The following is an 11,368-nucleotide window of genomic DNA, read 5'->3' as shown; positions in this document are numbered from 1 at the left end:
CACTTTTTGATACATTAAAACTGTTGATTTAGAAAACTCGTTGATTTGGATATTATTTGTTTTCAAGATGGATTGGGTATCCAGTATTTACTTTCTAGTCTTTGATTGGTTTTAAGTGAAATCAATTTTATCGCTTATAGAGTGCACTAGACTCATTTATTTAATTTTGACATAAAAGTGTTAACCTTGAGGTTTTTGTGTTGAGAAAATTGTTGGCAGATGGTTGTGCAAGTACTATATCACGTCAAAGATTCGAAATTTAACGTTCAATAAAGATATGGGGAAGAGTATGAATACGTCTGCTACCAATGTTCCGTCAAGCATCAGCAGCGTTGCAAATTTTCCGATTCCTGAGAATGTGTTCGCCCTTACTGTCCAAGAGGTTTGTCATTATACAGATCGGTTATTTAAATTCCGTCTGAATCGTCCGGAAAGTTTTCGTTTTCGTTCGGGTGAGTTTGTTATGATCGGTTTGCCAAATGCAGAAAAGCCGATTTATCGTGCTTATTCGATTGCAAGTCCCTTTTGGGATGAACAGCTTGAGTTTTTTTCGATAAAAGTTCCAGGGGGACCTTTAACCGAGCATCTCCAAAAAATTAAAATTGGTGATACAGTTCTCATGCGTAAAAAATCTACAGGAACGCTGGTGCTTGATGCTCTTATTCCTGGAAAACGTCTTTATCTTCTTTCAACTGGGACGGGGATTGCTCCTTTTGCAAGCCTTATTCGTGATCCTGAAGCTTATGAAAAATTTGCAGAAGTTGTCCTTATTCAAACAACGCGCGAAAAAAATGAGTTAATTTATGCAAAAGATCTTGTTTCCTCTTTGCAACAAGATCCACTCATTGGAGAGTATGCACAACAGTTGAGATTTTATCCTATGACTACTCGTGAAGCTTCTGAGCATATGGGCCGTATTACGACTGTTATGGAAAGTGGGGACTTTTTTGAAACAACAGGACTTCCTAAGATTCATCCTGATGAGGATCGGGTGATGATTTGTGGTTCCATGGCTATGTTAAAAGATTGCGCAAGGATGTGTGAAAGCTTTGGTCTTGTTGAAGGGGCCAATAATGCTCCTGCTACTTATGTTGTAGAGCGCGCTTTTGTGGAGTAATGAGTGGGAAAGTTGATGCTTTATCTTCTTTCAAACCGGTACGGGTTTTTTTCTTTTGCAAGCTTTATTCGTGAGCCTGACATTTATGAAAAATTTTCAGAAGTTGTTCTTATTTAAATAACGCGCGAAAAGAATGAGTCAATTTGTGCAAAAGATCTTGTTTCCTTTTTGCAATAAGATCCACTCATTGTGGGGCATATGCACAACAGTTGAAATTTTATCCTATGACCACTCGTGAGCTTTCTGAGCATATGGGGCGTATTACGACTGTTATGGAGAGTGGGTGCTTTTTTGAAACAAGCGGCTTTGAAACAATAGCACTTCCCCAAATTCATCTCGATGAAGATTGGGTGATGATTTGTGTTTCCATGGCAATGTTAAAAGGTTGCGCAAGAATGTGTGAAAGCTTTGGTCTTGTTGAAGGGACTGATATTCTTGCACTTTAACATTATATTGTAGAAAGAGCTTTTTTCGAGGGAGAGGGAAGTTGTGATGCGGTATATGCTAATGCAGTAATCGAATCCCAATCACTTATGGCAATAAGTTTTTGGGGCGCTATCCAAGAACCTCCAACGCAGAAGACATTGGGCAGTTGGAGCCATTGTGGTGCACTTTTTTGTGTAATACCGCCTGTTGGGCAAAACCAGATATCAGAGAAGGGAGATGCTAAAGCTTCGATGAAGGAAATACCTCCAGCAGCTTCAGCAGGGAAAAATTTAAGATATGAATAGCCTTTGTTTAATGCTTGCATGAGTTCACTTGGGGTCATTGCAGCGGGAAGAAGGGGAATTTCACTATTTTTTGCACAATTGATTAGTTCATTGGATAATCCGGGGCTTACAATAAACTTGGCTCCAGCTTGTTCGGCTTTTTCGTAATGTGTTGTGTTGAGAATTGTGCCGGCTCCAACAATTGCTTCAGGGACTTCTTGTGTGATTTTCTGAATTGCTTTGAGGGCATTTGGTGTTCGCAAGGTGATCTCAATTGTTTTTAATCCACCTTTGACAAGAGCGCGTGTTAAGGGTACAGCACTTTGTAGATTGTCAATGAGTAAAATAGGTATGACAGTTTGTCCTTGGAGATATAATAAAAGCTTTTTTCTTTTTTGGCACATGATATTTTTTCTTCTTGGAGATGATATTATTTGTATCGTTTGATTAAGCACAATATGTTAAAGAGTACATGAATAAATCTTGAAATTGAATGAAACGCGCGTTATGGCAAAACACATGGAAAAGAATTTTAAAGTTGCTGCACTTTATTGCTTTGCAGATTTGAAGCATTATCATCAATTACAAAAACCTTTGCAGGATTTATGTCAAGCAAAGGATATCAAAGGCACTCTGCTTTTAGCACAAGAGGGCATTAATGGAACAGTTGCTGGTTCTTGTGATGCGATTGAGGCATTGGTGGATTTTATTACGGCTGAGCCAGCGTTTCAAACGCCGGAGATTAAATATTCATGGGCATCAAAAATGCCTTTTCATCGCATGAAAGTGCGGTTGAAAAAAGAGATTGTGACAATGGGGGTTGAAGGGGTTGATCCGCTAAAAGTTGTTGGTACTTATGTCGATCCTGAAGATTGGAATGCTCTTATTCAAGATGAAGAGACAATTTTAATCGATACACGGAATGACTATGAATATGCGATAGGGAGTTTTCAAGGAGCGATTGATCCGCAGATTAAAACATTTCGCGAATTTCCTGAATGGGTGCGTAAACATGAGGCTGAGTTAAAGAAAAAAAAGAAAATTGCTATGTTTTGTACAGGCGGCATTCGGTGTGAAAAATCAACAGCTTATGTTCGTGATCTTGGTTATGAGCAAGTCTACCATCTAAAAGGAGGTATTCTGAAATATTTAGAAAAAATTCCAAAAGAGAAGAGTTTATGGTGGGGTGAGTGTTTTGTTTTTGATGAGCGTGTTTCTGTTCAACATGGTCTTGAAGAATGTGGACGCGAATTATGTCGTGCGTGTCGTTCTCCTCTTAATGCTGAAAGCAAATTATCGCCTCATTATGAGGAAGGTGTTTCCTGTGATGCTTGTTATAACACGCGTAGTGAAGCCGATAGAGAGCGCTTTCGTGAGCGCCATAGGCAATTTCAATTGTTGAAGTTGCGTGCAATTGATTCTCATCAAGGGACATAAGGATATCGCAGTGTAGAGTTTTAAGTTGTAGCGTTTTTCTCTTAAATTTAAGAGAGAAGAGTTTTTTAATATTGGTAGAAAAATATTTTATAAGACCGGATATTATTCGGTCTTTTTGTTTATGTTAAATTATTTGACTTATAAATAATCATTATAGATTGTTCGCTCTCCTTGACTTTATAGGATTGAGTTTTCAGATACTTTTCATTTTAAAATAGAAAAGCCGTTCACCAACAGCGCAGAGGAGGGAGATTTATAGTTTAAGAGAAAAGCGTATGAATAAGATGTGATTAATAAGAGGAGATGAAAAAGCAGATGCTAGGTGGAAAAAATAAAATGATAATAGGAGTTTATGATTTCAGAATTTAATATAATACATTAATTTATAATGATAATTTATTTTCATTTGAATAAAATAGTTCAATATTGTGAACTTTATTGCTTTCAGATTAGATGAGAACGAATCGCGTAAAATTCATTCACTTGTACGTTGCAAATGGGAGCAACGTGTGGACAAAAATCATTTTAGATAAGGTGTTATGAAACATTTCAATGTAGGAGTTTCTGCAATATTGGGAGTTGGCAGATAGAATGGGAGCGTTTGTTTTTAATTTCATAAGTATAAAGAGGGTGAGATGTAGTTGATCTATATCATACAAGCTATATTATACGGGGAATTCTTCATGATATTTTGCTTAAGCGATGTTGTGAAATGAATGTGGAAGTAGGGGTGTTTTTTAGGATGTAAATGAGAAAGATGATGGCGTTTTGTTGGGGGAAGGACACGTTATCTTTAAAGACGATGGTGCTTCAGTCGTTACTATCCTCAGTCTTCAATGTTGGTCATCTTTGCATTTGAGAGGATATATAAGAGGTACTCCTTTTTTCAATTGTTTTTTATTTGTGATGCGCAAAAGAATGATTTTAATTGATTCATTGTAAGAGGGTTGAAATAAGAGGATTTTATAATGGGATTTTTGTTTAAGGGCACAATAATAAATTGTCATTATAAATTAAGTTTTGAATAATTTATTTTGCGTTATTTTCTGCTGCGGATATTAGGAGATAGAATAGGGTAAAGAAACGAGGGGCTTTAAACACAAGACAGTGATTTATGTTGCACGGATAATGTAAGGGGTGTGATCTCATGAAAGCGGATGGATGGCTTTGTCTGGGGGAGAGTGTTGTTTTTTTGCACCATTTTATCTTTAAGAATTAAAAAATGTTTAAAATTAAAAAAATGATTGAAATGAGAAAGGATTCGTTTTATAGGATGCCTTGCCCAAAGTCGCACGTGCCTGTGGGTGTCCGCTGGTTCTCAAATGGTGAGATTAACCGGTACGGTACCTGGAACTAACCGCTCCAGTCATTCTTACAGCCAATTGCAAGAATGAGGACATCTTGAAGCAACGACGGTGCGGGCCTTTCTGGTGTCTTCCAGCTTTTAAATGCTGGGATAACTATAGAGGCACACCTCATTGCCTTCAGTGCGGAAGTGGTTTTCTCAACTCCAATCAAAAAGGCAGATAAAATAGAATAACGCGGCTTCGCGCTGTTCTTTCGCTGCATGCAATGCTAATTTCTGATTTTTTGTAATCAGAATGGGGATGGTTGTTGTGTGTTTTTTGTCCTTTAGCTTTTGGCAGCTTTGGCTGTCCAAGCATAGAGTGGGGGAGCTTTCCCTCAAGGAGAATTGCAGATGGCAACGCAACGTATTCGCGATTTTCTTGCAACACATCGTTCTGAAGGTCCATGCTTAATTGTTGACCTTGATGTTGTTCGTGACAACTATTTAAATTTTGAAAAAGCTCTGCCGCAGTCTCGTATTTTTTACGCAATAAAGGCAAATCCAGCTCCTGAAATCTTGCGTTTGCTGAGTTCTTTAGGATCTTCTTTTGATGCGGCTTCTGTTGCAGAAATTGAAATGGCTTTAAAAGCAGGAGCAACGTCAGAGCGTATTTCTTTTGGGAATACGATTAAAAAAGAGCGTGATATTGCACGAGCATATGCATTGGGAGTTTCACTTTATGCCGTTGATTGTGTTGAAGAAGTGGAAAAAATTGCGCGTGTTGCTCCAGGAACACGTGTTTTTTGCCGTGTTCTTACCGATGGCAAAGGTGCAGAGTGGCCATTGTCACGCAAATTCGGTTGTGTTCCAGCTATGGCGGTTGATGTTCTAAGACGGGCACACCAATTGGGTTTGCAAGCCTACGGTGTTTCTTTTCATGTTGGATCTCAGCAGGTTGATCTGAGTGCGTGGGATCGTGCTTTATCGGATGCTTCTACAGTTTTTAAGCGCTTGGAACAAGAAGGTATTTCACTAAGGTTGGTGAATATGGGGGGCGGTTTTCCAACGCGTTATTTGAAAGATGTCCCTACAGAACAAGCTTATGGTACAGCAGTTTTTGATTCATTGAAAAAGCATTTTGGTAATCGTATCCCTGAGACGATTATTGAGCCAGGACGTGCGATGGTTGGCAATGCTGGTGTTATTCGTACAGAAGTTGTTCTAATATCTAAAAAAGCTGATAATGATAATGTACGATGGGTTTATCTTGATATTGGAAAATTTAATGGTCTTGCTGAGACTATGGATGAAGCCATTCGTTATCCTATTGAGACACCTCATGATGATAAGGTAATGGAGCCTTGTATTTTGGCTGGACCAACATGCGATTCGGCAGATGTTCTCTATGAAAAAACACCTTATCCGCTTCCTCTATCCCTAACGATAGGAGATGAAATATTGATTCATGGAACTGGTGCTTACACAACAACTTACGCATCGGTTGCTTTTAATGGTTTTGAGCCTTTACGATCATATGTGATCTGAGGTTTCCTTTTAACTATAGTTTTTTTAGACTTTTTGCTATGCTCGTCATGGCGCTATAAGAGGGCGGTCATTGAGATGAACATGATGAACTTTCAAACAAAAGATGGGGCGTGTTTTACACTTTTATTGGAGCAAGAAACCGATAAGCCTTATCGAGAAATTTTGCTTGATTCAACGATGGGGTATGGACGTAAACGTAAATCATCAGAGGCTTTACGTCGTGGTCGGTTAGCTGCTCAAGGACTTTCTTTTGTGGTTAAAAATGCGCTTGGAGAGCTTGTGGGAAGTGTCCGTCTTTGGCATGTTTCTTTTTCTAAAAGAAAAAATAAAACACAACATGCTTTACTTTTGGGCCCCTTGGCTGTTGCATCTGAATGTGCTGGTATGGGAATAGGATCAATTTTAGTCCGCCATGCAATTGAAACAGCAAAAAAATTGGGATATGGCGCCATTTTGCTGGTAGGGGATTTTGAATTTTATCAACGTTTTGGCTTTTCAAATAGTTTAACAGAAAATTTGGCAATGCCTGGTCCTTACGAAAAGCATCGCTTTCAAGCGTTGGAACTGATACCACATTATCTTTCTGGGTGTTATGGCACTTTGGTTCCTAGTGGAGAACGAGAAGTTTCAAATCGTTTTCAGCATCATAAAGTGGCTTGAAGATCGTGTTTATTTTGTTTTTCAACAGCTGGCATTGAGGAGAGCATACTGTTTTGGCTAGAGCCAAAGTATTTAGCGGTACAAAGTTTTTGGGGAGTTGTATTGCGATTTTATTATATGGCTGGTTTCTTATTTTTGATAATTTCAGTTAAGTGAGTAGGAATATATTTTAAGCTCATTTTTTGAAATAGCGTCCTATTTTATAATATTAAAGGAACCGGATTTTTGAGTGGTTTTGTATTCTTTAAAAGCCAGTATCATCATACATTTTCCAGTTTTCAATATCGTTGGTAGATCTTGCATCGAAACGGTTGGATATTTTATTTTTTTCTTAAACAGTTTTTGTTTCTTTGCTTTTTATGTGCAAGGGAATGGTTTTGATTGATTCAATAGAGAGATATTTTGAGAAATTTTATACAATTTTAGCGCTTGTTGAAAGAGAAGGGGCTTAAGAAAGAAAAATATACAGCAGTAGAATCAAAATTATAGGTATCAGCTTTTTTAAAAGAGTGTAAAAAATAAAATTACATGTTCAAAAGCAGCTTTTTTGAAAAAAATATATAATTACTTTTTTACTATAAAGGTAAATCGTTTTGCAATTAGCATGAGAGGATCAAATACAAAATGATTTTTTCATGTAAAATTTTGCATTCAGAATCAAAAAAACGTTGTCCTACACATTATAAGGGAAATAGGTGCGTGAATAAAAATCACAAGAATCATAAATCTTTTATGAATATTCTTGTAAGACTCAAAAGAGTAAAGGGCCAAGAATCTTTTAATCTTTTGTGCCCTATGGTGATAAATCAAAAATCTTATAGAAATAGCTGCTTTATCTTTATAGTGTGGAGCACGTTAGGTAAGATCTTTGTTTACCGATCATCTAAAACAATTTTTGTATGTGAGAAGTTATTTTAAAAGTGCGTAAAGAGCCTGCATTGAAAAGAATTTTTATCAGAAGAATCATTTAGAATCACATATTTATTTATACTGTCTCTTGAGAAAAGGTAAAGTGCATAGGAAGCGAGGAAAGTGATAAGGATAAAAAATATTTCTCAATTTTAATTAAGCTTAGTGATTTGGTGGTGAATCCATGAGAGGTGGTATTTTTTTGAGAAACATGGTCATAAATGTCAAAACACCAAAGATGATGGTTATGATAAAGAAAATATCACTAAAAGCCATAATCATTGCTTGTATGCGTACCATATTAAACAATTGAGAAAGAGCCAGGGTATAGGAATCAAAGGTTTCTGTTTTGAATAATAAAGTAAGCTTTGAAAGCATTTCAGTTGCTTGTCTGTTTGCGTGGTTAAGTGTTTCGGCTATTCGTTCATAATGGAAATCCGTGCGTTTTGTCATGATAGTGCTGATAATGGCAAGCCCTACAGCACCACCTAGATTCCGTGTGAGATTAAAGAGTCCAGAAGCATTTTGCATTCGTTCTGGTGGGAGTGTTCCCAAGGCAATATTATTAATAGGAACCATACATAACATTACAGAAGCACCACGGAAAACTTGCGGCCAAAAAAGCTGCCAAAAATCCCACTTATCTGTGATAGTGCTTGCCATCCAAGTGCCTATTGCAAAACCAAAAAGTCCTATTGCCATCATTAAACGTGCATCCATTCGTGCTGAAAGGAATCCTGCAAGGGGAGCCGTTAATAACATGACGAATCCTGAAAGAAACAATGTTTCTCCAATCATAAGGGCATCATAATGGCGGATTTGGCTCAAATAGACAGGATAAAGGTACGTGAGTCCATAAAGACCTATCCCCAGTGAAAAGGAAAAAATGGATGCAGCTGAAAAATTGAAATTAGAAAAAGTAGAGAGATCTACAATGGGTTCTTTTGCTGTAAAAGCACGCCAGAAAAACAAGGCGGCAGCAAGAATCATGATAATGAATAAATTCCGAACCAGCCTATCATTCAGCCAATCATGACGTGCGCCTTCTTCTAGTACATACTCTAAAGTTCCTAGAAAAACAGCCATAGAAATGAGCCCCAACCAGTCAAATTTAGCCATGAGAGATGGATTTGCTTTATCAAAATCAATCAATTTCCAAGCGAGAATTGAAATAATAATCCCAAAAGGCACATTAATGAGAAAAAGCCAGTGCCATGATAAGATATGACAAAGATAACCTCCGACCGTTGGACCAATAGTGGGGGCTAATGTTGCGACTAGTCCAACAATAGGGGTAACAATTGGGCGTTTGGAAGGAGGGAAAAGAACATAAGAGGCGACAAAAACGCTTGGGATAATTCCTCCACCAATAAAACCTTGCAATGCACGGTAGATAATCATCTCTCCAATAGATGTTGCTGTTGCACAAAGAACAGAAGTAATCGTAAACCCGATCGCTGATATGGTGAAGAAAATACGTGTTGAAAGCAATCTTCCTAAGAATCCAGAAAGGGGCAACATGATGACTTCAGCGATGAGATAGGAGGTTTGAACCCATGAAATTTCTTCAGAGCTTGCAGAAAGACCAGCTTGAACTTCGGCTAAAGAGGAGGCAACGATTTGTATATCCAAAATCGCCATGAACATGCCAAAGGCCATAACTATGAAAATCACAATGTTACGGATTTCTATGCGCTCTTGAGACTGTATGGGCTTTGGTATTGAAGATGTCATAATAATGAGGTCATTTGCTTGTTATTATAAGAGACTTTTATCTTGTGGTTTTGTACGTGTATCAACTTCTACTGAAACACTCATTCCTGCTCGGATATGTCCGGTCTTTAAGACTTCTTCTGGAATAGAAATACGTACGGGAATGCGTTGGACAATCTTTGTAAAGTTACCGGTAGCGTTTTGTGGAGGAAGAAGAGAAAAAACAGCACCTGTTGCAGGTGAAATAGAAAGCACTGTTCCTGTAAAGACCTGCTTTTTGAAGGCATCAACAGAAATATAAGCCTTTTGTCCTGCATGAATATTTTGCAACTGTGTTTCTTTATAGTTTGCTTCAATATAAAGTGCATGGATGGGGACTAACGCTGCAAGACGTTGGCCATTTACAACAAAATCTCCCGTTTTTGCTGTTAAATTTCCTATGATTCCATCAAATGGCGCGCGTATAATGGTTGAATCAAGATCACGTTGTGCTTTTTCACGCGAAAGTTCTAAACTCTTTGTTTGGCTTTCTGTTTCACTTCGTTGTGCTTCTAGTACTCGGATATTTGCACGTGCTGCAGCGATTTGTGCATCTGCTCTGTTAATATTTGCAATGGCTTGTTCATAAGCTGATTTGGCATCATCGACATCAGATTGAGGAGCATAACGATTGGCTTTCAGTTCTGTTACACGTTTTAAGGTGAGTTGTGCATTGGTTGCTATGGCTGAAGCGGCTGCTTTTTGCGCTTTTGCATCATCTAAAGCACTATGAGCGGCTGTGATTTGTGCATCAATGCGTAGAAGTGTTTTTTTCTGTGTGTCAAGATGCGCTTTTGTTTGATCCAAGGCTATTTGATAATCACCATTGTCTAAGTAAAATAAAACATCGTCCTTTTTTACAACTTGGTTGGCTTTAATGGCAATTTTTGCAATATATCCATTTAATTTAGTCGCAATAGCGGCTATATCTCCTTGTACATAGGCATCTTCAGTGGATAGCATATAACGCCATTGCGTTATCCATTTGTAGCTAAACCAAAGCACAAAGAGTGCAAAGACAATAAGAAGAGCCTTGATTACTTTCTTTTTTTGCGTTTTATTGAAATTTTTGGTTGAAAAAATTGTCTCAGCTACGGACATGATTTTATACTTTCAATATTTATGTTCCAATGAGTATAATAAACCCATCACTAAGATCGGGTGATATACATGCACGGACGATAAGAGCTTTTCAAACAATAAGGCGATCCCTGGTACATAATGCTAAATATATAAACTTGCAAGTTAGAGATCTTGTTTTCAAGTTAGCGGTCTTATTTTATTGCGCATTTTTTACAAAGACCTCGTACTTCTAAGGTGCTTTTATGTGCTTGGAAGTCAACAGCTTGAACCATCTGTTTTAAACTCGATACAATCGTTTGATTTTGTATTTCGTTGACTGTGCCACAGTTTTCGCAAATTATAAACGTTGTAAGTTCATGTTGACAGTTTTCAGGGTGTAAACAGACCATAAAGGCATTTACACTTTCAAGACGATGAATACACTTTAATTGTACGAGTTTTTCTAACGCACGATAAACTTGGAGAGGTGCACGAAAACCTTCTTCGCGTAAGTGATTGAGAATCGCATAAGCACTTAAAGGCCCTTTTGCATTTTTTAAAGTGTTTAAAACCAATGTTTGGTTACGCGTCAGTTTAGATGACATTGACATCTTCCTTTTGCTCTCGTGGAAAAGCATAAAGTGTGTAAAATATTTATGCAATGGTGATTATAGAATATGTACTCTATCTTTAGCCTTTTACATGACATCCTTGCGATATGTAAGAAAAGTTGCAATCGTTGTGAGGGGAGGGGTATTATAATCTGAAAGCCGCTGCTATCGGGCATGAAACTTTTATACGCTTCTTATTTTTCCTATAATTGCTTGTTGCCAATAATGTCTTGAAATAGGATTTTTTGTTCAATATTTTATTGGTATTGTTTTGGGC

Annotated in this window: 9 protein-coding genes; 5 read left to right on the top strand and 4 right to left on the bottom strand. The window is 37.6% G+C overall.

Going from position 1 to position 11,368, the window contains the following annotated elements; all coding sequences use genetic code 11:
• Window positions 1–289 precede the first annotated feature (289 nt).
• Together ACFIL7_RS05020 and ACFIL7_RS05015 are read left to right on the top strand one after the other, a co-directional pair.
• Window positions 290–1,117: a ferredoxin--NADP reductase gene (locus ACFIL7_RS05020; protein ID WP_375633816.1), complete on the top strand. Its 828-nt coding sequence runs from the start codon at window positions 290–292 to the stop codon at window positions 1,115–1,117.
• A 224-nt stretch (window positions 1,118–1,341) separates the two neighbouring features.
• A complete protein-coding gene (locus tag ACFIL7_RS05015; protein ID WP_375683417.1) occupies window positions 1,342–1,563 on the top strand; it encodes a hypothetical protein in 222 nt (73 codons plus the stop codon).
• A gap of 2 nt (window positions 1,564–1,565) precedes the next feature.
• On the opposite strand, the gene eda is transcribed toward ACFIL7_RS05015, so the two are convergent.
• The gene (gene eda / locus ACFIL7_RS05010; RefSeq protein WP_375633815.1) at window positions 1,566–2,231 is read right to left on the bottom strand and encodes a bifunctional 4-hydroxy-2-oxoglutarate aldolase/2-dehydro-3-deoxy-phosphogluconate aldolase; all 666 of its coding nucleotides are present in this window, start codon (window positions 2,229–2,231) and stop codon (window positions 1,566–1,568) included.
• Window positions 2,232–2,346: 115 nt separating this feature from the next.
• On the opposite strand from eda, the gene ACFIL7_RS05005 reads away from it, so the two are divergent.
• The 3 genes from ACFIL7_RS05005 (at window position 2,347) to ACFIL7_RS04995 (ending at window position 6,757) form a co-directional block, all read left to right on the top strand.
• A complete protein-coding gene (locus tag ACFIL7_RS05005; RefSeq protein ID WP_375613636.1) occupies window positions 2,347–3,264 on the top strand; it encodes a rhodanese-related sulfurtransferase in 918 nt (305 codons plus the stop codon).
• 1,699 nt (window positions 3,265–4,963) lie between these two features.
• A complete protein-coding gene (locus tag ACFIL7_RS05000; protein WP_375633813.1) occupies window positions 4,964–6,097 on the top strand; it encodes a type III PLP-dependent enzyme in 1,134 nt (377 codons plus the stop codon).
• A 75-nt stretch (window positions 6,098–6,172) separates the two neighbouring features.
• Window positions 6,173–6,757: a GNAT family N-acetyltransferase gene (locus ACFIL7_RS04995; RefSeq protein ID WP_375612299.1), complete on the top strand. Its 585-nt coding sequence runs from the start codon at window positions 6,173–6,175 to the stop codon at window positions 6,755–6,757.
• Between the two features lie 1,071 nt (window positions 6,758–7,828).
• On the opposite strand, the gene ACFIL7_RS04990 is transcribed toward ACFIL7_RS04995, so the two are convergent.
• The 3 genes from ACFIL7_RS04990 to ACFIL7_RS04980 form a co-directional block, all read right to left on the bottom strand.
• Entirely contained in the window at window positions 7,829–9,400 is a 1,572-nt protein-coding gene (locus tag ACFIL7_RS04990) for a DHA2 family efflux MFS transporter permease subunit (protein ID WP_375634787.1), read from the bottom strand.
• 24 nt (window positions 9,401–9,424) lie between these two features.
• Window positions 9,425–10,519, bottom strand: coding sequence for an HlyD family secretion protein (locus ACFIL7_RS04985; protein WP_375633811.1), 1,095 nt, complete (start codon window positions 10,517–10,519; stop codon window positions 9,425–9,427).
• A gap of 173 nt (window positions 10,520–10,692) precedes the next feature.
• Complete coding sequence (locus ACFIL7_RS04980; protein ID WP_375612302.1) at window positions 10,693–11,085, bottom strand: Fur family transcriptional regulator; 393 nt, start codon at window positions 11,083–11,085, stop codon at window positions 10,693–10,695.
• Window positions 11,086–11,368 lie beyond the last annotated feature (283 nt).

It is taken from the genome of Bartonella sp. AP3QHHD, assembly GCF_042195765.1.
Classification (GTDB): Bacteria; Pseudomonadota; Alphaproteobacteria; order Rhizobiales; family Rhizobiaceae; genus Bartonella.
The sequence above is the reverse complement of the archived record's forward strand: the minus strand, read 5'-3'. Positions and strand labels throughout refer to the sequence as shown.

What these genes read in the sequence shown, in the direction of transcription:
- ACFIL7_RS05005 (WP_375613636.1), top strand. Translation starts at nt 2,347, where the DNA reads ATGGAAAAGAATTTTAAAGTTGCTGCACTTTATTGCTTTGCAGATTTG.
- ACFIL7_RS05020 (WP_375633816.1), top strand. Translation starts at nt 290, where the DNA reads ATGAATACGTCTGCTACCAATGTTCCGTCAAGCATCAGCAGCGTTGCA.
- ACFIL7_RS05000 (WP_375633813.1), top strand. Translation starts at nt 4,964, where the DNA reads ATGGCAACGCAACGTATTCGCGATTTTCTTGCAACACATCGTTCTGAA.
- ACFIL7_RS04980 (WP_375612302.1), bottom strand. Translation starts at nt 11,085, where the DNA reads ATGTCATCTAAACTGACGCGTAACCAAACATTGGTTTTAAACACTTTA.
- ACFIL7_RS05015 (WP_375683417.1), top strand. Translation starts at nt 1,342, where the DNA reads ATGACCACTCGTGAGCTTTCTGAGCATATGGGGCGTATTACGACTGTT.
- ACFIL7_RS04990 (WP_375634787.1), bottom strand. Translation starts at nt 9,400, where the DNA reads ATGACATCTTCAATACCAAAGCCCATACAGTCTCAAGAGCGCATAGAA.
- ACFIL7_RS04985 (WP_375633811.1), bottom strand. Translation starts at nt 10,519, where the DNA reads ATGTCCGTAGCTGAGACAATTTTTTCAACCAAAAATTTCAATAAAACG.
- eda (WP_375633815.1), bottom strand. Translation starts at nt 2,231, where the DNA reads ATGTGCCAAAAAAGAAAAAAGCTTTTATTATATCTCCAAGGACAAACT.
- ACFIL7_RS04995 (WP_375612299.1), top strand. Translation starts at nt 6,173, where the DNA reads ATGAACATGATGAACTTTCAAACAAAAGATGGGGCGTGTTTTACACTT.